Here is a 21,053-nt window from a genome sequence, read left to right as displayed (position 1 = left end):
CGAAAGTATATTATCTATTTGAAACGCTTCGTTTGTTCCATTTGATATCGCTAAGCATACCAGATTTAATTCCGATGAAGAAGTTCCAGTTAGAATTTGTACCCAAAGGTTGCCAGTTAAAGGCCATTCTCCAGCTTAACAAATCTCTTTCAAAACGGAATTGTGTAAAGGTAACTCCTTTTTGAACAAAATCGTATCCTGTAGAAACCCCAGCTTTCCATTTAGGGGTAAGATCAGTATTAATAGAAATCATAAGAGAGTTTCCAGAAATAGTGCTTTCTCGTTTGATGTTTGAATAGGTTAACGAATAGGCAAGTGTCATGTCCCACGGAACTTTCGAATTGAAGAATTCTGTGATTACATCATCTTTTTCGGGTTCATTGGCAAACTGACTGTTACGGCTGTCATTTAAGTCGGTATTGGTACCAAATAAGTCATCGCTTCGACCTCCGTTTCGCTGACTCTGTGTGTTTTGTTCTTTTTCTTTTCCGCTTCCTTTATTCGAGAATGAATAGTTTACAGTTACGTTTGCACTTGTCATTCTGAATAAACTTCCGCCATTGTCAATGTTGAATTTGTCAATTTTGTTACCACCATTATCAATCGCATAAGGATCTAATGTTGCACCAAAGTTCATATTCATTTTATTGTCAAAAAATTGTGTTCCACCACTAACTAATACAGGCTGCCATCCAAATGTTGATTTTCCGTCAGCATTAAAATTATAGCTTGTGCTAAAGTTTAAGTTGTTTAACAGCATTATTTTTTTAGGTTCTGTTTTTGTGCTGTCTCGATCTCTTACTTTAGCTTCAAAAGTATTGCTCAAAGCAAAACCAACAATGTTTGAATTGTCTTTTCCTGGCGATCCATATATTCCGCTTTCAAATCGCGTATACTCAGAAGTAATTCTACCAGAAGCATCCACTGCATATGTATCGTAATATTTTTCAAAACTAGGAGTATAGGCATAAGTTACACTCGGACGCATTACGTGTCGAATAGATTGGATTCTTTTATCGTCTCCAAAATTAAAAGTTCCGTAAATCGTCGTACCTAAATTGGTGCTGAAATTGTATGTTCTAAACGAGTCAAAACCATTTACAGTTTTGTTAACTGTTTGTCCTTCTGTAGGGTCATAAACTTTTTGAATCGTTTTATTTACCCATGTTTCCTGATAAGTTGTAGAAGCTCCAGCACTAAAATATTTGAAGATTTTAAAGTTCGTGCTTAACGGAATAGTCTGTTGCAACCCTAATTGCGCATCATCAAACATTTGTGGCTTGAAAAACAGCGAATCTTTGGTTTTAAAATAGTTTTTACCGCTTACATTATACTGTAAGTTGATATTTTTAATTAATCCCTTTTTAACGCCGTTTTTTCCAACAAAAGGATAGATACGGTCAATACTTCCTTGTAAAGACGGAAGCGTCATAATAATGTCTTCTGTTTGCGTATTTTGGCTATGAGTTGCAGATAACGCAATACGGGAACCTGGGATCGTATTAAATGTTTTATTATACGAAATAGATGAGCTTAATGTGTTATTTAAGTTCGATCCAATATTGGCTTGGTTGATAGACTGTTTGAAGTACTTACTACTACCCATGTTGACAGAAGCAGAGAAAGTAGAATTAGGGTTCGATTTTGTGTCTTTAGAATGCGACCACTGAATATTGTAAATACTTTGTTTTGAATAATCAGGATAACCGCGTTCGCTGCTAATTAAATTTTCAAAACGAATGTTCACATTTCCTCGATACTTATATCTTGTCGCATATGCAGATTCAAATCGCATGGCGTAACTTCCGTTGGTATAATAATCACCAAGTACGGTTAAATCGTAATTATCGCTTAAAGCAAAGTAGTAACCTCCATTTTGTAATGAAAATCCACGTGTATTAGAATCGTTATAACTCGGAATGATAATACCCGATACGCTTTTTTCCTTGCTTAAAGGGAAAAAACCATAAGGTAATGCAAGCGGAGTAGGAACGTCGGCAATTACCATTTGCGTTAAGCCGGCAACAATTTTTTTACCTGGCACAAACTTAATTCTGCTCGTTTGGAAATAGTATTCAGGATGGTCAATATCTTGAGCAGTTGTAATACGCGCACCTTTTAAAAAGTATACAGAGTCGTTTTCTTTTTTAGTAACAGAAGCCTTAATATTTAATTCGCCTTGTTTTGTTCTTGAATTATAAATTAAAGCCTTTTTTGTTTTAAAATTAAAGCGAATAGAATCTGGTTGTACTTCACTTGAACCCTGTTTAAAGTTAGGATATTGAGTTAATACTCCTGCAGAATCTTTAATTCTTCCAGCATAAACTTCGTCTTTTTCATAATTAAGAACAATTATACCCGATTTCAATTCGACATCTTTGTAGTATAATTCTGCTTCATTATATAAGGTGATCAGCTTTTTTTTCTGATCAATTTTAGCATAGTCTTTTGCTTTATATCTTACTTTTCCATCCAAAAAAGTCTTTTTTGGTTTAACTGTATCTAGTTTTATGGTGTCTGTAATGGCAGGATTTTCTTTATCTGTTTGTTTTACAGCAGGTAAAGGCTTTTTTTTGTTTTTTATTTCTTGCGAGTATAAATTACCACAACCTATAGTTAGGAAAAATGATATTAAAACGATATTAAATAAGTTTGTGTGCAAAGGTTTAAATGCTATTTTTGTAAAATTATGGCTTGTTTTTTGACATGTCAAACTTACATATAATTTTTTGGCAAAAATAATCAATTCTAAAAATTATAACAGCTGCATTTTATTAAAATTAACTTTTAGATTTATGAATAGAATTAACAAATTTAAGGTAATATTTACTTTATTTCTAATAATATCGTCCTTTTATGCTCACAGTCAGTCAAATGTGTTTAAGGTAACACTTGACGCGGGGCACGGAGATCATGACTTCGGAGCGGTTTATAGCGGACGAATTGAAAAGAATATTGCTTTAGCTATTGTTTTGAAAGTGGGGAAGATTTTAGAGCTTAATCCTAATGTTAATGTAATTTATACTCGTAAAACAGATGTTTTTATAGATTTAGTTGAAAGAGCTAATATTGCTAACCGTGCAAATTCAAATATTTTTGTTTCTATTCACTGTAATGCAAATAAAAATACGGCTGCCGATGGAACAGAAACTTATGTAATGGGTTTAAGTAAAGTAGCCTCAAACCTTGAAGCGGCGAAAAAAGAGAACTCTGTAATTACATTAGAGAAAGACTACAAGCGTAAATATGAAGGTTTCGATCCTAACTCGCCAGAATCGATGATTGGTATGACTTTGATGCAGGAAGAATATTTAGATAATAGTATTACACTTGCGACTAAAATCGAGGAAAATTTTGAAAAATTAGGAAAAAAACTTCGTCACGGAGGAGTGAAGCAAGCTCCTTTTATGGTACTTCATAAAGCTTATATGCCAAGAGTTTTGGTTGAAACAGGATTTGTGTCGAACCCAACAGAAGGAAATATCCTGAATTCTGAAGAAGGCCAAGATGATATTGCAAGAGCAATTGCAGAAGCTATTTTAAGTTATAAACGTGAATATTTTGGGACAGGAGCGGAAGCTCCTGAGAGTCGGCCCGTAAGAGATACTACGCCTGCAAAACCAAAAACAACTACTCCGGTTGCAGTAGCAAAGAATGCTCCAAAAGGAACATTTTTTAAAGTACAGCTTATTGCAAGTATCAAAAAAACACCTTTAGAACCTAAAAATTTTAAAGGATTGAAAAATGTAACAATGGTGTACGAAAATAATATTTATAAATATTTCTACGAAGAAACTCCAAGTTACGAAACCGCTCAAAAATATCTGCAAGAAGCTAAAGGTAAAGGATATGGCGCTGCATTTTTAGTAGCAACTAAAGATGGGGAAAAAATCAGTATTCAGGACGCGATTAAATAATAAGCGCAAGTTCGAATATTTATATTAATTTTGTACAAACACTTAGAATTTTGAAACTAACAAGAGAAATTAAAACGGCTATTTTAGTCATCGTATCTATTTTATTATTTATCTGGGGATATAGTTTTTTAAAAGGTAGAGATCTTTTTACTAATTATACTGTCTTATATGCTGAATATGATAATGTTGAGGATTTATCACCATCAGCTCCAGTAACACTAAATGGACTTGCAATTGGTAAAGTAAGTAAAATTACAATTGATGAAGTAACGGGTAAATTACTGGTTGAACTTCAGCTTAAAACAGATTTCCCAATTACGAAAAGCAGTACAGCGGCAATTTATTCTCCAAGTTTAATTGCAGGAAAACAAATTAAAATCATTCCGAATTTTGCTGACAAAGAATTGGCTGAAGACGGACAGAAATTAACTTCTACTGTCGAATTAGGTTTGACAGAATCATTAGGAGGAAAAATTGAACCAATTCAGCAAAAGCTTGATAAAATGCTTTTGAATATTGACAATTTGGTTACAGGATTAAACAATACTTTAGATAAGAATACTCAAGAAAATCTAAAGAAAACAATTGCCGAATTAAGTCAGACAATGCAGCAATTTCATAAAGCGTCTGGAAGTCTTAATAATATCTTGGATACTAATAAAGGACAGATTAATGGAATGGTTACAAACTTCAATAAAATGTCTGGCAACTTCAATAAGATTTCAGATTCATTAAATAAAGCAGATTTAGGTAAAACAGTTCGCAATTTGAACCAAACTTTAGCTAAAGTTGATGTTTTAATGAACAACTTGAATTCTGGAAAAGGTACAGCAGGAAAAATACTTAACGATGAGGCTTTGTATAATAACCTGACTAAAACTTCAAAAGAGCTTGAATTGTTATTGCAAGATCTTCGTCTTTATCCAACTCGTTACGTAAACGTTTCTCTTTTTGGAAAGAAAAATAAACCATACGTAGCACCAACAGAAGAAACAAACTCAACTGATAAAAAATAATTATAAATGAGTTATTTAGATAATATTTTATTCGCAGTACTTCTTATAGTAGGTTTCGGTTTTTTTGCAGCGAGCGTAAAAAAAATCATCCGAAATATTAATTTGGGAGTTGATGTAGATCGAAAAGATAATCCTAAAGCTCGTTGGAAAAACATGGCATTGATTGCTCTTGGGCAATCAAAAATGGTGAGACGCCCTGTTGCAGGAATCCTTCATATTTTTGTATATGTAGGTTTCATAATAATTAATATCGAATTATTAGAGATTATTATTGATGGACTTTTTGGAACACATAGAGTTTTTGCGCCTTATTTAGGTGTAGTCTATGATGTTTTAATTGCTTCATTTGAAATATTGGCGATACTTGTAATTATTGCTGTAGTTGCATTTTGGATTAGAAGAAATGTAATTCGTTTGAAGCGTTTTATTAATTCTGATTTGAATGGATTTCCAAAAAGTGATGCCAATTACATTCTGTATTTTGAAACAGTTTTAATGATTCTGTTTTTATTGATGAATGCTTCAGATTTGCATTTGCAGAATGTTCCAGAAGGATATTCTCATTTTCATAAAGCAGGAAGTTATCCAATTAGTCAATTTATAGCGCCAATTTTTAATGGTACGTCTAATGAAGCAGTGGGATTGATGTTTGAAGTTTTCTGGTGGCTACATATTTTTGGTATTTTAGTTTTTATGAACTATTTATACTTTTCAAAACACTTGCATATTCTTTTGGCTTTCCCGAATACATATTTTGCAAACTTAAAACCAGAAGGTCAATTTGATAATTTAGCTTCTGTTACAAAAGAAGTAAAATTAATGATGGATCCAAATGCTGATCCGTTTGCCGCAGCTCCAGTTGATGAGAATGCGCATCCGGCTAAATTTGGTGCGAGCGACGTTCAGGATTTAAACTGGGTTCAGTTGTTAAATGCTTATACATGTACAGAATGCGGACGTTGTACTTCTTCTTGTCCTGCAAACCAAACTGGTAAAAAATTGTCTCCACGTAAAATTATGATGGATACAAGAGATCGTTTAACTGAAGTTGGTAAAAATATTGATGCTAATAAAGGTGTGTTTGTTCCAGATAACAAAACATTATTAAACGATTATATTACTCCAGAAGAATTATGGGCTTGTACTTCTTGTAATGCTTGTGTTGAGGAATGTCCTGTAAATATTAGTCCGTTGTCTATTATTATGGATATGCGTCGTTATTTAGTGATGGAACAAAGTGCTGCTCCAATGTCATTAAACGCAATGATGACTAATATTGAAAATAACGGTGCACCTTGGCAGTACAGCCAGCAAGACCGTTTAAATTGGAAAAACGAGAATTAAGATTTATTGTTTAATCGGTTAGTTGTTTAACCGTTTAATCGATTTTAAAATAATATTTCGGTTTTACAGAATTGTCATTTCGCTTTTAGCGATTAAACAATTTCACGATTAACCGATTAAACAAAAGTGAGAGAAATGTCAGAAAATTTAGTAGTACCAACAATGGCAGAAATGCTTGCCGAAGGAAAACAGCCAGAGGTTTTGTTTTGGGTAGGTTGCGCAGGAAGTTTTGATGATAGAGCAAAAAAAATTACTAAAGCATTTGTGCGAATTTTAAATCGTACCAATGTTTCTTTTGCAGTTTTAGGTACAGAAGAGAGTTGTACTGGCGATCCTGCAAAAAGAGCTGGAAATGAATTTTTGTTTCAAATGCAAGCTATGATGAATATCGAGGTTTTGAATGCTTATGAAGCTAAAAAAATCGTTACAGCTTGTCCGCATTGTTTTAATACATTGAAAAATGAATATCCGGAATTAGGTGGTAATTACGAAGTTATTCATCATACAGAATTCTTGAAATCATTAATTGATGATGGAAGATTAACTGTAGAAGGTGGACAATTTAAAGGTAAAAAAATTACGTTCCACGATCCTTGTTATTTAGGTAGAGCCAATAAAGTTTACGAGGCACCGAGAGATTTAATTCAGAAATTGGACGTTGAATTAGTTGAAATGAAACGTTCTAAAGCAAATGGATTATGCTGTGGTGCAGGTGGAGCACAAATGTTTAAAGATGCTGAACCTGGAAACAAAGAAGTAAATGTTCTTCGTACAGAAGATGCATTAGAAGTAAAACCAGATATTATTGCTGCGGGTTGTCCGTTCTGTAATACAATGTTAACCGATGGTATCAAACATCAGGAAAAAGAAGGACAGGTTAAAGTTCTGGATATTGCTGAGTTAATTGCAAATGCACAGGATTTGTAATCTGAGTTGCTAAGTTACTAAGATGCTAAGATTCTAAGATTGAATCTTAAAAATCTAAAATCAACAATCTAAAATCTAAAATTAAAAATGTATATACCTTTTGAAAATTTACCAGGTGAATCTAGAATTTGGATTTACCAGTCGAACAGAAAATTTTCTGAGGAAGAGTTTTCTGAAATCGAAACGGATTTAAAAGCTTTTGTAGAACAATGGGCTGCACACGGCACAAGTCTAGAAGCTTCGTTTTTATTAAAATACAACCGATTTATAATATTAGCAGTAAATCAAGATGTACAGGCTGCTACAGGTTGTTCTATTGATAGTTCTGTTGAATTTATTCAAAGTTTAGAGAAAAAGTACAACGTTGATTTATTGGATAAAATGAATGTTACTTTTAAACTTGGAGAACATATTGCACATAAACCATTAATTGATTTCAAGAAAATGGTAAAAGATAAATCAGTTTCTGAGAATACAATTGTTTTCAATAATTTGGTAAACAATATCGAAGAATTTAATGAGTCTTGGGAAGTTCCTGCTGCCGATAGCTGGCACAGCAGATTTTTCTAAGAGAAAATATTGATAATAGAAAAGGCGTAAAATTTATATTTTACGCCTTTCTTTTTTATAGGATTATAAATGTTAATTCATTATTATTGTTTGTGTAAATTCTAAAAATATAATTTAAATTTTATGAAGGAAGAAATTAAGGTTGTTGCAGGTATTTCGGCTAAATCAAGTTTGAAATGGTTGGTTATAATGATAATCGGAAATTTGTTTACGTTGATCCTTTTTTTAATCATTCTTTTTCAAAATGCTGATTTTGCTGGCGGCGCACATGGAAATGCTTACGCTTTTTTGTCGGGATTATTTTTAAATAATATTTACGGATTTATTTTACTTGCTGGAGCTCCAGTTTTTGCTATTTTGTATTTTTTGATTGCAAATAAAGCAGCTATTCAGCAGATGATTTATCTGACTTGGAAAAATAAAGTATTTGCCAGTTATATTGATTCTAAAGTCGTCTTTCTGGTTGATAAATTAACAGCTTCAAACAATTGGTCGAGTGCGGTTTCTAATAAAGCGTTGTTGAAAATGCAACTTTTAGAAGCAAACAGAAATGACAAAGAAAGTTCTAAAATCAAAAAGAAAGTGATTAATTATTTATTTCAAAAGATAAATCTGGATGATGTTGATTTTAGCAACAAAGATTTAAAACTATCTGAAGTAGTTTCGGTAAAATTAAATCAATTTATTTCTGAAGCTGTTGAACCTTCATTATTGTTTTTTTGGCTGTTATTATTAATTCAAATCGTTTTGTTTGTTGCTGCGCAGTTTTAAAACGGTGTTTTGAAAACAAAAGGTCTAATCTAGCCCCGATGGGAGTGATATCCTTTTATGCCGGTGTTCGGCATAAAAGATATAACGGACAGCGGGAGTGTGGTTCTTTTAACCAATATTGTGCTGCTCCTAAAAATATTTATCAACCAGAGTTAATCTAATTTTGTCAAAAATCTAACAATTTAAACGGTTAATTAAACGCTATTTTTGAGTATTTTCGTAGAATTAAATTTTATACATGAAAATAGCAATTGTCTGTTATCCTACTTTTGGAGGTAGTGGTGTAGTAGCTACTGAGTTAGGTCTCGAATTGGCCAGAAGAGGACACGAAATACATTTTATTACATATAGCCAGCCAGTGAGATTGGCACTTTTGAATCCGAATGTTCATTATCACGAAGTAAACGTTCCGGAATATCCTTTGTTTCATTATCAGCCATACGAATTAGCGTTGTCTAGTAAATTGGTTGATATGGTGAAATTGTACAAAATTGAGCTTCTGCACGTGCATTATGCCATTCCGCATGCTTATGCAGGTTATATGGCAAAACAAATGCTTAAGAACGAAGGGATTAATCTACCCATGATTACAACACTTCACGGTACCGATATTACGCTTGTTGGAAATCATCCTTTTTATAAGCCTGCGGTGACTTTTAGTATTAATAAATCAGATTATGTGACTTCGGTTTCGCAGAGTTTGAAAGATGATACGTTGAAATTGTTCAAAATCAAAAATAAAATTAAGGTGATTCCAAATTTTATTGAATTGGACAAAGTCAAAAAAGATCCAAATGCGCCTTGTCACCGTTATGTAATGGCGAATGAGAATGAGCGTATTATTACTCACATTAGTAACTTTAGAAAAGTAAAACGTATTCCAGATATTATTAAGATTTTCTATAATGTTCAGAAAGAAATTCCAGCTAAATTGATGATGGTTGGTGATGGACCTGAAAAGGAAAAAGCAGAGATTTTATGTCAGGAATTGGGGATTTTAGACAAAGTGATTTTCTTTGGGAATAGCCATGAAATTGATAAAATCTTATGCATGACGGATTTGTTTTTACTGCCTTCAGAAACTGAAAGTTTTGGTTTGGCGGCTTTGGAAGCAATGGCATGTGGTGTTCCGGTAATTTCAAGTAATTCTGGAGGTTTGCCTGAAGTAAATTTTGATGGTTTTTCTGGATACTTAAGCAATGTCGGAAACGTTGAAGAAATGGCACAAAATGCATTGAAGATTTTAAAAGACGATGCGGTTTTAAGTCAGTTTAAGGCAAATGCTCTAGAAGTGGCAAGAAAATTTGATATTAAAAACATATTGCCTAAATATGAGGCTTTATATCAGAAAGCGGTTGATGATTACAAATTGGAGAAGCACTAATTTAAAAGAATAAGATGAAAAAAGTAATTTCTGTTTTAGCGATTTTTGTTTTGATTTCGTGCGGAGTGAAGAAGGTTGGAAGTTCAAATCCCGCATTGTACGAAGTTTTAACAACGCAATCGGACGGTGGTGGAAATATTAAGTTTTTTGAAATTTTGACTGAGCCAAATGAAATCAAAATGCTTGAAAATGATCCGCTTTTGGCACATAAGATGAAGGATCCCGATATTCAGGATTATAATTATGTGATTCTAAATATGGGCGAAAAAAATACAAGCGGTTATTCTATTGATGTTGAAAAGGTAGAAGAAACAGATAAAAATATCATTATCACTGTAAAAGAAAATAGTCCAGCAAAAGATGCCATGACGATGCAGGTAATTTCATATCCTTATACGGTGGTGAAAATTCATTCTAAGAAAGAAATTATTATTAAGTAAGTGGTTAGTGACTAGTAAATAGTTATTAGTTATTAGTGAAGAGTTAGAGGTTAATGTCTGGCTGAGCGGAGTCTAAGCCATTTTTTAGACTAAAGCCCTTCGATAGAATCTAAAACAAAAAAATAAAAAAAACCTGTCGATTTTAAACGACAGGTTTCTTCTTACAATTATTTTTTAATTTTAATTTAGAATCTAAATTTAACGCCTAAACCAACGTCAAATCCAAAATTGTCATCATCATAGTAACCTGAACCAATTTCTGGTCTTGCGTCCAATGATAAAGTAAGTGGTACTTCTTTAAATCTATATTCTATACCGATATCTCCAGCTGCAAAAACATAAGTTCCGCTATCGCTGTATCTGTAATTATTGTTGTAGTAATCGTGATCCCAAGCAGCTAGTCCTCCACCGACACCAGCGTACCAGTTAAAACCTCCGTCGATGTTCCAAACCCATTGGTAAAGGGCAACTCCTTTTATGGCGTCTACATCACTGCTGTTTCTCCATCCTAAATCAAATTCAAGTCTGTTTTTTTGATTTAATCCTAATTGGTATGATATTTCTCCTCCAAATCCGTTGTTGTCTCCTAGACGTAATCCTAAAGCGTGTTTCGAAATTTCTTGTGATTGAGCCGTAAATGCTAAACCAAGAAGCATAAGGGCAGATAAAAGTATCTTTTTCATAAAAATGGTTAATTAATTTTTTTCAAATGTATTATATCAGTCAAATAGAGAACGTATAATATTTTTGAAAATTGTTATATAATTTTCATTTTTAGGAATTCCGACCGTTAAAATTCTTAAAAAACTGCTTCTGAGGCCTTTATTTTAGGATTATTGAAGAAATGAGCTGAGAAGTGATAAGATCTTCCATTTCTAAAAGATTTTCTTCTTCAGCAAAGTTGCTAGCCTTGTAAGAGAATAGTTTCCAACGTTTTTTATGGTATTCCAGAGCCGTTAAGTTTTCTACCCAATCACCAGAATTGAGGTATAAAGTAGAACCGTGTTTGTTTTCTTTGGTTACGATTTTAGGTTCGTGAATATGTCCGCAGATCACATAATCGTAATTCTTTTCAATGGCTAGATCGGTTGCTGTGGTTTCAAAATCAGAAATAAATTTTACTGCTTTTTTAACGCTCGCTTTTATTTTTTTAGAAAAAGAATAAGGTTCGCGTCCTAATTTAGCCAGACACCAATTGGCAAAACGGTTCATTAAGATTAGATAATCGTAACCTAATCCGCCTAATTTTGCAATCCATTTTGAATGCTGAACCGAGGCGTCAAAAACGTCTCCGTGAAAAATCCAGGCTTTTTTGTCGTCTAATTCTAAAACTAATTTATCCACTAGAGCAAAATTTCCCATGTTCATATCACTGAATTTTCGAAGTATCTCATCGTGATTTCCAGTAATATAGTAAACCTTTGTTCCTTTAGAAGCCATTCCTATAATGCGCTGAATCACTCGTAAATGTGCTTTTGGAAAATACGATTTACGAAACTGCCAAGCATCAATTATATCGCCGTTTAAAACTAAAGTTTTGGGTTTAATGCTTGAAAGATAGTTGTTTAGTTCTTTAGCGTGACTTCCGTAAGTTCCTAAATGGACATCAGAAAGAATGACCAATTCGACATTTCTTTTTTTCAATTTTTCTTGATTTGAAGTTTTACAAATGAAAGAAAATTTGTGAAATTTAATTTTATTAAAAGGTTATCAAAAACAGGGTAATTTTACCAAATTGTGATTTTTATCCCATTTAATGTTTCGTTAATAATACCAGTTTTAAATTTTTTAATTTAATTCATAAAACTTACATTTGCTCAAAACAAAACACAATGGCAGGAAACAGCTTCGGCACACTATATAAAGTAACTACATTTGGAGAATCTCACGGTGAAGCTTTAGGCGGAATTATTGACGGATGTCCTCCGGGAATACAATTAGATTTTGAAGCAATTGAATTAGACATGGCTCGTAGAAAACCAGGTCAGTCGGCAATTGTAACACAAAGAAAAGAACCAGATGCAGTTCAATTTCTATCAGGAATATTTGAAGGAAAAACAACTGGAACTCCAATCGGTTTCATTATTCCAAATACCAATCAAAAATCAGACGATTACTCTCATATAAAAGATAATTACAGACCAAGCCATGCTGATTATGTTTACGATCAGAAATATGGTTTCCGCGATTATCGTGGTGGCGGAAGAAGTTCTGCAAGAGAAACAGCAAGTAGAGTAGTGGCAGGGGCAATTGCAAAGCAAATGTTGCCAGAAATTAAAATCAATGCTTATGTTTCTTCTGTTGGTCCAATTCACTTAGAAACACCATACCAAGAATTAGATTTTTCTAAAATTGAAAGCAATCCAGTGCGTTGTCCAGATGAGAAATCTGCAGCGACTATGGAAGAATATATTCGTGAGATCCGCAAACAGGGAGACACTGTTGGAGGTGTTGTGAGTTGTGTAATTCAAAATGTTCCAGTTGGTTTAGGAGAACCAGTATTTGATAAACTTCATGCAGAATTAGGAAAAGCAATGCTTTCTATTAATGCAGTAAAAGGTTTTGAGTACGGAAGTGGTTTTTCTGGATCTGAAATGAAAGGAAGCGAACATAACGATTTATACAATCCTGACGGAACTACAAAAACAAATTTATCAGGTGGAATTCAAGGAGGTATAAGCAACGGAATGGATATTTATTTCAGAGTTGCCTTTAAGCCAGTTGCAACTATTATGCAGACTCAAGATTCTTTAGATAATAAAGGAAACATTACACCAATGACAGGAAAAGGACGTCATGATCCATGTGTAGTGCCTCGCGCAGTGCCAATCGTAGAAGCGATGGCAGCAATTGTTTTGGCTGATTTTTATTTGATCAACAAAACATATTAATAAAAGGTAAGACAGTGAGGGTCTTATTATTTTAATAATTAAAAAATAAATTAATGCAAGAAGTTACAGAAACTAAAAAACAATCATTTCTTTCGGGATTAACAGGGCAAATTATAATTGCAATGGTTCTTGGAGCCATTTTAGGAATTATATTGCACAATACCATTTCGCCCGAATCAGCACAGGCATTTAGCAGTAAAATTAAAATGCTGGCAACCATCTTTATTCGTTTGGTGCAAATGATTATTTCTCCATTGGTTTTTACGACTTTGGTAGTGGGAATTGCGAAATTGGGTGATATTAAAACCGTTGGAAGAATTGGAGGAAAAGCTATTGGGTGGTTTTTTACAGCTTCATTTATTTCTCTTTTAATTGGATTGTTTTACGTAAATATTTTGCAGCCAGGTGTTGGTCTAAAACTAGATCACGTTGATATGGCAGCGGCTTCTGAGGTTACAGGTAAAACACAAAATCTGTCTTTTGATAATTTTGTTGAGCATATCGTGCCAAAAAGTATTGTTGAAGCGATGGCTACAAATGAAATTCTTCAGATCGTAGTTTTCTCTATTTTCTTCGGATTAGCAGCAGCTTCTTTAGGACCAACAGTAAAACCAATTATTAGTGCTTTTGATAAACTATCGCACATTGTTCTAAAGATGGTAAACTATGTAATGAAGTTTGCTCCAATTGGAGTTTTTGGCGCTATTGCAGGTGTGTTTGCTATTCGAGATGCTGAAGAATTGGTTATTACATACTTCAAATTTTTCGGTTCGTTTTTAATTGGTATCGGTACGCTTTGGGCTATTTTAATTGTAATCGGATATATTTTCCTAAAAGGAAGAATGACAGAATTGCTAAGACGTATTACAGGGCCTCTAGCAATCGCTTTTGGAACTACAAGTAGTGAAGCCGTATTTCCTAAATTAACAGAAGAATTAGAAGGTTTTGGAGTAAAAGATAAAATCGTTTCTTTCATGTTGCCGCTTGGATATTCATTTAACCTTGACGGAAGTATGATGTACATGACTTTTGCGAGCATCTTTATTGCTCAATTCTATAATGTGCATTTAGATTTAGGAACGCAAATGGCAATGCTTTTAGTTTTAATGCTTACCAGTAAAGGTATTGCAGGTGTGCCACGTGCCAGTTTGGTTGTCGTTGCGGCGACGTGTGGCATGTTTGATATTCCGATTGAAGGAATTGCATTAATTCTTCCAATCGACCATTTCTGCGACATGTTTAGAAGTGCAACAAATGTATTAGGAAATGCATTAGCGACTTCTGTTGTTGGACAATGGGAAAACAATAAAGAATAGTAAAAAAGCTGAGATTTTAATTTTTTTATCTTAGTTGTTGAAAATAATTTTTGAAAAGCTGTATTTTTTTATGAAATACAGCTTTTTTTTATTTTAAAGTGTATATTTGATCAAACTAGCCGATTGATGCCCCAAAAACGGATTTTGTTACTTTTACTCTTGATTCTGAATTGCTTTGCCAATTCGGCAATCGCGCAATCTAATTGTAATCTAGATCCTAAAATTGATAAGACTGTTAAGAAAGCACTTTTAAATTTTAGAGAATCTAATTTCGAAAAATCACTTATCTATTCTAGAGTAGCCTTAAATGCGGCAACAGTACTAAAAGATTACTGTCTTACTGCTCGTTCCTATAATATTATCGCGGCCAACTATAATGAATTGGCAGAGTTTGATAAAGCGATTTTCTTCTACAAAAAAGGGCTGTACTATGCCAATAAAACCGATAACGATTCTATAAAATGTCTTCTCTATAATAATTTAGGGAATATGTATTGTTTCGAAAAGAAACAGTTTGATGAAGGAATCCGTAATTATAAAAAAGCAGTTGCTTATGCTTTGAAAATTAATGATTTGAAAGAGGTGTATTTTACCAATGTCAATATTGCTTGGGCGTATTTTGATATTGGAAACTTCAATCAAGGGCATCTTTTTTTGAAATATGTTAATAGCACGAAATTAAAATATAATGACGGATCGACAGAAGTAATAGTTGATATGCTTAACGGTATTTATGCTAGCTATAAAAATGACAACAAGGCTGCAAATGCCTATTTTTTGAGTGCTATTGAATCTGGGAAAAAATGTCAAGAAAAAACAGATTTGGCACATGCTTATTTAGAATATGCTCATTTCCTAAATAAAATAGATAAAAACAAAGAAGCTTACGAAGCACTTGTTAATCATTACAATCTTTCTGATAATTTATATGATGTTAAAAAACTGAAAAAAGCTTCTCAAGCGGGTTTAAGTCTAGAATTGGATGAATATAAAAGGCAGATTGATAAAGTTGAAGGGGAAAAAGTAGAGCAATCTCAAAGTTTAAGAAAATCAAAAATCATTGTTATTCTTTTTATTTTGATTTCGCTGATTCTTTTAATTTTAATCGTCACACTGATAAAGAATATCAGATATAAGAAAAAACATAACTTAGAGCTTCTTAAAGCGAAAGAAATCGCAGAAGAAGCCTCTTTGCTTAAAACGCAATTTATATCGACTATAAGCCACGAATTGCGCACTCCGCTTTATGGAGTTGTTGGAATTACCAATATGCTGCTCGAAGAACATAAAGAAATTTCGAGAAGTCAGCATTTAAGTTCCTTAAAATTTTCTGCTAGATATCTATTGTCTCTCGTAAACGATATTTTGCAGATCAATAAAATTGAAGAGAACAAAATTGTACTGGAGAATCTGACTTTTAATATTTCTGATGAAATTACGGTAATTAAGAATTCGCTTTCTTTTCTTTCACAGAAGAATAATAATAGTATTTCTATTGATATTGATTCTCATATTCCAGAATATTTGATTGGAGATAAATTGCGCTTGGCTCAGATTTTAATGAATTTGGTCAGCAATGCTTTGAAATTTACCAAAGACGGCCAGGTTGAAATTATAGTAAAACTGAATAAAGTAGAAGGAAAGCTCCATTATTTAGATTTCTTGATAAAAGACAACGGAATCGGAATTGCGGCTGTAGATCAGAATAAGATTTTTGAAAAATTTGTTCAAGTTGGCCGTAAAGACGAAGATTATCAAGGTACAGGATTGGGGCTTAGTATTGTAAAAAGGCTTTTAGGGCTTTTTGGAAGCACTATTACTTTAGACAGTGATTTAGGAAAAGGAACTTCATTTTCGTTTACTATTGCTTTTGAGCATGATTTAGCCAAAACGAAAAGTATTATTGATGAGATTGAAGTTGATTTGACTTCGAGCGAAGTTTATAAAATTCTAGTTGTTGAAGACAATTTGATTAATCAGCTTGTTACCAAAAAGATTATCGAAAAAAACAATTATTCCTGCAAAGTAGTCGACGATGGTTTTGCGGCTCTTAAAGCTTTAGAAAATGACACCTTCGATCTAATTTTAATGGATATTAATATGCCTTTAATGAATGGATTTGAAACCACCAAACGAATACGTCTTCAGGGTATAGAAACTCCAATTGTCGCTTTGACGGCTTTTGATAAAGATGAAATTACAGATGAAGCGATTTCGTCTGGAATGAATGATATTATTATTAAACCTTTTGAACCGGTTAAATTATTTAAAATAATCAATTTCCTTATAAAAGAAAAAAACGCTGTTTAGTACCAGCGTTTTTTGTTTTTCTTAGCGTTTGTTGACTTTCTCGATTTGTGAGCTCCGCCACTTCTGTTTGAGCTTTTAGGTTTTTCTCCAGCTTCTGGACTTCCAGAATGCCATTGATACGGATGGTCGGCAATCGTTTTTACATCAACTTTTATTAATTTTTGAATGTCTTTCCAATATGGAAGTTCATCTTTTCCGCAGAAAGAAATTGCGATTCCGCCATTTCCTGCACGACCTGTACGGCCAATTCGGTGAACGTACGTTTCTGGAATATTTGGTAAGTCAAAATTGATTACATAAGGCAATTGCTCGATGTCAATTCCTCGTGCAGCAATATCGGTTGCAACCAAAACTCCAACTTCTTTGTTTTTGAAAGCATCTAGAACTCTTTGTCTTGCGTTTTGCGATTTATCTCCGTGAATGGCTTCTGCAGGAATATCTTTTTTGCGAAGCGCTTTTACCACATTATCTGCGCCATGTTTTGTTCTCGAGAAAACAAGTACGTTCGATAAATTTTCTTCTTTAATTAAATTGTATAACAAGTTTCTTTTTTCTGTTTTATCAACAAAATAAATGCGTTGTTCTACATTTTCTGCTGTAGAAGAAACTGGAGAAACTTCAACTTTTTCTGGATCTTGAAGAAACATTTCTGCCAATTCGCGAATTGCAATTGGCATTGTTGCAGAGAAAAGTAACGTTTGTCTGTTTTTAGGAGTCAGTTTTACGATTTTTTTGACATCGTTTATAAAACCCATATCCAGCATCTGATCGGCTTCATCTAGCACTAAAGTGTGCAAATGATTTAAATCAAGAAAACCTTGTTTATGAAGGTCTAATAAACGTCCTGGAGTGGCAACTAAAACATCAACGCCATTTTTTAAAGCGTCTACTTGCGGATTTTGAGAAACTCCTCCAAAAATAGTCAGCTGCGTTAAGTTGGTATATTTTGCATAAGTGTCAAAACTTTGACCGATCTGCACTGCTAGTTCGCGAGTAGGCGTAACCACAAGCGCACGAATCACTTTTGCTTTTTTTGATGAACCGACAATTCGGTGTAATTGATGTATGATTGGAATAGCAAATGCTGCCGTTTTTCCTGTTCCTGTCTGTGCACAGCCAATTAAATCGCGGCCTTCTAATACAATCGGAATTGATTTTTCCTGAATTGGAGTCGGATTTAAGTAGCCTTCTTCAAATACAGCTTTTTGTATACTTTTTGAAAGTGATAGATCTTCGAATAACATATCTTTGGTATTTAGTATTTCAGTTTTAATAACTAAAATGCTGTGCAAAGATATGTTTATTCGTTCAATCGTTTGTTTGAATTTGCTTTTATTTGGCAAATAGGCCTTATGGCATAACCTAATAGGGTATTTAAAATCAAGCCGGTTCGATGTTTGCTTTGATAAAATCAGTTACCAAATACCCAATCAATTTGCCGATTAAATTATTGTTTGGAGAATTATCTAAATCTGGCGCTCCTTCGCAGATATGCAGATATGCAGCATGTTTATGTTCGCCAAAGAAAGAAACAAATTGTCTTAGTTCTTCAACAGAGAAACCGCTGATAGTCATGGCGCTACTGGCAATGTTTGGAATTGCATCAAGATCAATTTCAATTCCGAAAGCATCACTTTTAATAAAATCCAAAGCGGTAATCATTTCGCGATTAAAATCTTTTTCTTTTCTAATGTTGACACTGTCGTAAGTATTGTATCGAACGCGGTCTTCCAATTTTTTTATAATATCTAAAACACTTTTTGAAGTATAATTTTCGTGAAGGCCAAAAATGAAGTATTTCTTTAAAAAACCTTCTTCGTAAGCATATGAAAATCCATTTCCGCTATGGCGGCCTTCTAAAATTCTAAAATCAGAATGCGCATCAAAATTGATTGCATTTATTGGTTTTCCTTTCGCAAGAGCGGCACCTTTAATATTTCCGTAGGCATTATTGTGGCCTCCGCCAATAATAATTGGCGTTTTTCCAGCCTTGATTATAGTAAAGATGATGTGAGAGACTTCTTTGTCGATTTTTTCAACCAGCTGACTTAATTTTGAACGATCGTCAATGTCGTTAAAATCTAAGTTTTCTACCTGACGCATTTCGTCAGTAACATTAATATGTCCTAAAATAATAATGTTACTTCCTTTGCAAAAACGATTGTGCTGAATATTTGCAATGCTTTTTATAGCAGATTGCCATGCAGAAGCGGCTCCAGGCCTTCCGTAATTGGCGCGAACACCAATATCTTCGGGAATTCCTAGAAGCACATATTTAGCTTCACTTTCTTTAATAAAATTAATCTTATCAATTCCTGGCGGAATGACAATCATTTTTTCTCCGAACTTTATTTCACCACTTCTGTGATTTGTGATTTTAGCTAAATCATTTATAGTGAATGGGATTAATTTTTCCATGAAAAAAATTTATTTTCCAAAAATAATATAATTGTAGAAACTTACGTTATTACCTTATATTAATTCTTAAATTTGTTATTAAAGAAAATTATTTAAATATGGAAAACCCAAAGAACAACAATTCAAGTCTAAAGGCGGTAATCGCAGTTTTAGCAGTCCTACTGATCGGTAGCTTAGTGTATATTTTTAAATTGTCTTCTGATACAGAGGTAGTTAAAACTGAACTTACAACAACCTTGACTGAGAAAGAATCTGTAATGAAAGATTTACAGGAGTTAAAAGCGACTTATGATGCTGCAATTGCTGAAAACACTTCTATGTCTGACGAATTAATCCAAGAAAGAGACAAAGTTGTGGCTTTAATGGATGATTTGAACAAGTCTAAAGGAGATGTTTCTAAATACAGATCTCAAGTTCAAGCAATGCAGAGTAAAATGAAAACTTTAGTTGCTGAAAACGATGAGTTGAAAAAACAAAATGGTGTTTTAACAACTCAAAGAGATAGTACAATTGTAGTTTTAGGAGAGTCTAAAAAGTATAATGAAGTATTAGTTGGTCAAAACGAAGAGTTAGCTAAAACTGTAGAAAAAGGATCTAAATTATCTGTTTTAAATACTAAAACTTCAGCTTACAAATTGAAAAGCTCTGGAAAACAAATCGAAACTGATAAAGCAAGTCGTGCTGATGTTTTGAAAGTTAGTTTTACAATTGCTGAAAATCAAATTGCAAAATCTGGAGACAAAACGTATTATGTTCAAGTTATCGATGCTAAAAACAATGTTTTAGGCGAAAAGAAAACTGAAAGTTTTGGAGAAAACACATTAACTTATAGCTTTAAAACTACAGTGAAATACGAAAATAAAACTGTACAAGTTAGTGAAGATCTTCCAGGAAAAGATTTTGCTAAAGGAACTTATTTTATTAATGTTTTTGATAATGATGAGTTAGTTTCTAAAACTAGTTTTAGTTTAAGATAAGGAGCCTTAGGGATACAATACCACTTAAGATATTAAAGGTCTGTGATTTTTCACAGGCCTTTTTTTATGGGATAATGTGTGGTGATTTTTTCAATTTAATCTGTATATATCTGCCATAATCTTTTTACATCTGCGTGAAACATTTTGCGCATAGATTTTTTTTTACGCAGATGTAAAAAGATTTTGGTTGATCTAAATTAGATTTTGCAGATTAGATCAAATTATTTTAGTAAGTATGCTTCTTTAACTAGAATCTATTCGTTGGTGGTTGCTTGTAAAAATAGCAATTGATTGCGAAATTGCAATAATGCATTATGTTGTATATCAATCTGATTTTGAAAAGTACCAATATTGCTTTTAGTATAATTTTGATTATTTTTTAATTCCTCATAAACTTTATCAGATAAATCTTTTTCAAAACCTTGTTTATACATATCCAATAAACGTTGAAAAGTTATGTCAGGATAAATAAAATGTTCAGCTCCATTATTATCGTCTATGTATTTTTGCAGAAGAGATTGAACTTCTAAATGAAGTTTTTGTGTGGTTAGAAAAATACCTAACAAATTATTTCTTTCTTCATCAGGTTTTGAGTGAAAAGTTTTCTTATATGTTAACCAAGCAATAAGAAGTCCTGCTATACCTATAAAGATTTCCATATTTGTTTTTGTTCAAATATAGTAAATAAAAAAGCCTCTAATTAAAGAGACTTTCATTTCATATTGTTGCATTTTAAGTTTGTCCTTTGTTTGATGTAAAGTGGGTATCTTAC

At 33.0% G+C, this 21,053-nt stretch carries 18 protein-coding genes; 12 read left to right on the top strand and 6 right to left on the bottom strand.

Annotation, left to right across the window (positions count from 1 at the left end; genetic code table 11):
• Positions 1-10 precede the first annotated feature (10 nt).
• Entirely contained in the window at positions 11-2,713 is a 2,703-nt protein-coding gene (locus SOM12_RS00630; protein WP_172426924.1) for a putative LPS assembly protein LptD, read from the bottom strand.
• 82 nt (positions 2,714-2,795) lie between these two features.
• Here SOM12_RS00630 and SOM12_RS00625 point away from each other — a divergent pair, with 82 nt between their 5' ends.
• The 8 genes from SOM12_RS00625 to SOM12_RS00590 all read left to right on the top strand — a co-directional run bounded on the left by SOM12_RS00625 (position 2,796) and on the right by SOM12_RS00590 (position 10,369).
• Positions 2,796-3,917, top strand: a complete 1,122-nt coding sequence (locus SOM12_RS00625) for an N-acetylmuramoyl-L-alanine amidase (protein WP_320492021.1) — start codon at positions 2,796-2,798, stop codon at positions 3,915-3,917.
• Positions 3,918-3,967: 50 nt separating this feature from the next.
• A complete protein-coding gene (locus SOM12_RS00620) occupies positions 3,968-4,933 on the top strand; it encodes an MlaD family protein (RefSeq protein ID WP_095930503.1) in 966 nt (321 codons plus the stop codon).
• Between the two features lie 6 nt (positions 4,934-4,939).
• The gene (locus tag SOM12_RS00615; protein WP_095930504.1) at positions 4,940-6,277 is read left to right on the top strand and encodes a (Fe-S)-binding protein; all 1,338 of its coding nucleotides are present in this window, start codon (positions 4,940-4,942) and stop codon (positions 6,275-6,277) included.
• Between the two features lie 135 nt (positions 6,278-6,412).
• A complete protein-coding gene (locus tag SOM12_RS00610) occupies positions 6,413-7,204 on the top strand; it encodes a (Fe-S)-binding protein (RefSeq protein ID WP_095930505.1) in 792 nt (263 codons plus the stop codon).
• 87 nt (positions 7,205-7,291) lie between these two features.
• Entirely contained in the window at positions 7,292-7,774 is a 483-nt protein-coding gene (locus tag SOM12_RS00605; protein ID WP_320492019.1) for an ABC transporter ATPase, read from the top strand.
• 123 nt (positions 7,775-7,897) lie between these two features.
• Complete coding sequence (locus SOM12_RS00600) at positions 7,898-8,545, top strand: hypothetical protein (protein WP_095930506.1); 648 nt, start codon at positions 7,898-7,900, stop codon at positions 8,543-8,545.
• Positions 8,546-8,783: 238 nt separating this feature from the next.
• Entirely contained in the window at positions 8,784-9,929 is a 1,146-nt protein-coding gene (gene bshA / locus SOM12_RS00595; protein WP_095930507.1) for an N-acetyl-alpha-D-glucosaminyl L-malate synthase BshA, read from the top strand.
• Between the two features lie 14 nt (positions 9,930-9,943).
• Positions 9,944-10,369: a protease complex subunit PrcB family protein gene (locus tag SOM12_RS00590; protein WP_320492018.1), complete on the top strand. Its 426-nt coding sequence runs from the start codon at positions 9,944-9,946 to the stop codon at positions 10,367-10,369.
• Positions 10,370-10,554: 185 nt separating this feature from the next.
• Here the strand turns inward: SOM12_RS00590 and SOM12_RS00585 are convergent, their stop codons facing one another.
• A complete protein-coding gene (locus SOM12_RS00585) occupies positions 10,555-11,052 on the bottom strand; it encodes a hypothetical protein (protein WP_095930509.1) in 498 nt (165 codons plus the stop codon).
• Between the two features lie 139 nt (positions 11,053-11,191).
• The gene (locus SOM12_RS00580) at positions 11,192-12,013 is read right to left on the bottom strand and encodes a UDP-2,3-diacylglucosamine diphosphatase (protein ID WP_095930510.1); all 822 of its coding nucleotides are present in this window, start codon (positions 12,011-12,013) and stop codon (positions 11,192-11,194) included.
• Between the two features lie 188 nt (positions 12,014-12,201).
• Here SOM12_RS00580 and aroC point away from each other — a divergent pair, with 188 nt between their 5' ends.
• From aroC to SOM12_RS00565, 3 genes are all read left to right on the top strand, one after another.
• On the top strand, positions 12,202-13,260 hold the full coding sequence (gene aroC, locus SOM12_RS00575; protein ID WP_250836731.1) for a chorismate synthase: 1,059 nt from the start codon (positions 12,202-12,204) through the stop codon (positions 13,258-13,260).
• A 53-nt stretch (positions 13,261-13,313) separates the two neighbouring features.
• Positions 13,314-14,576 carry a dicarboxylate/amino acid:cation symporter gene (locus tag SOM12_RS00570; protein WP_095930512.1) on the top strand — a complete coding sequence of 421 codons (1,263 nt, stop codon included), beginning with the start codon at positions 13,314-13,316 and terminating at the stop codon, positions 14,574-14,576.
• Positions 14,577-14,720: 144 nt separating this feature from the next.
• On the top strand, positions 14,721-16,886 hold the full coding sequence (locus tag SOM12_RS00565; protein ID WP_320492017.1) for a response regulator: 2,166 nt from the start codon (positions 14,721-14,723) through the stop codon (positions 16,884-16,886).
• Here SOM12_RS00565 and SOM12_RS00560 read toward each other — a convergent pair.
• A complete protein-coding gene (locus SOM12_RS00560) occupies positions 16,883-18,130 on the bottom strand; it encodes a DEAD/DEAH box helicase (RefSeq protein ID WP_320492016.1) in 1,248 nt (415 codons plus the stop codon). The genes SOM12_RS00565 and SOM12_RS00560 overlap by 4 nt on opposite strands.
• Before the next feature lie 136 nt (positions 18,131-18,266).
• Positions 18,267-19,304, bottom strand: a complete 1,038-nt coding sequence (locus tag SOM12_RS00555; protein WP_320492014.1) for a formimidoylglutamase — start codon at positions 19,302-19,304, stop codon at positions 18,267-18,269.
• Positions 19,305-19,402: 98 nt separating this feature from the next.
• On the opposite strand from SOM12_RS00555, the gene SOM12_RS00550 reads away from it, so the two are divergent.
• Positions 19,403-20,281: a hypothetical protein gene (locus SOM12_RS00550; RefSeq protein WP_095930515.1), complete on the top strand. Its 879-nt coding sequence runs from the start codon at positions 19,403-19,405 to the stop codon at positions 20,279-20,281.
• A gap of 254 nt (positions 20,282-20,535) precedes the next feature.
• On the opposite strand, the gene SOM12_RS00545 is transcribed toward SOM12_RS00550, so the two are convergent.
• On the bottom strand, positions 20,536-20,940 hold the full coding sequence (locus tag SOM12_RS00545) for a hypothetical protein (RefSeq protein ID WP_095930516.1): 405 nt from the start codon (positions 20,938-20,940) through the stop codon (positions 20,536-20,538).
• Between the last annotated feature and the right edge of the window lie 113 nt (positions 20,941-21,053).

It is taken from the genome of Flavobacterium sp. CFBP9031, assembly GCF_034044945.1.
Lineage (GTDB): Bacteria > Bacteroidota > Bacteroidia > Flavobacteriales > Flavobacteriaceae > Flavobacterium.
The sequence above is the reverse complement of the archived record's forward strand: the minus strand, read 5'-3'. Positions and strand labels throughout refer to the sequence as shown.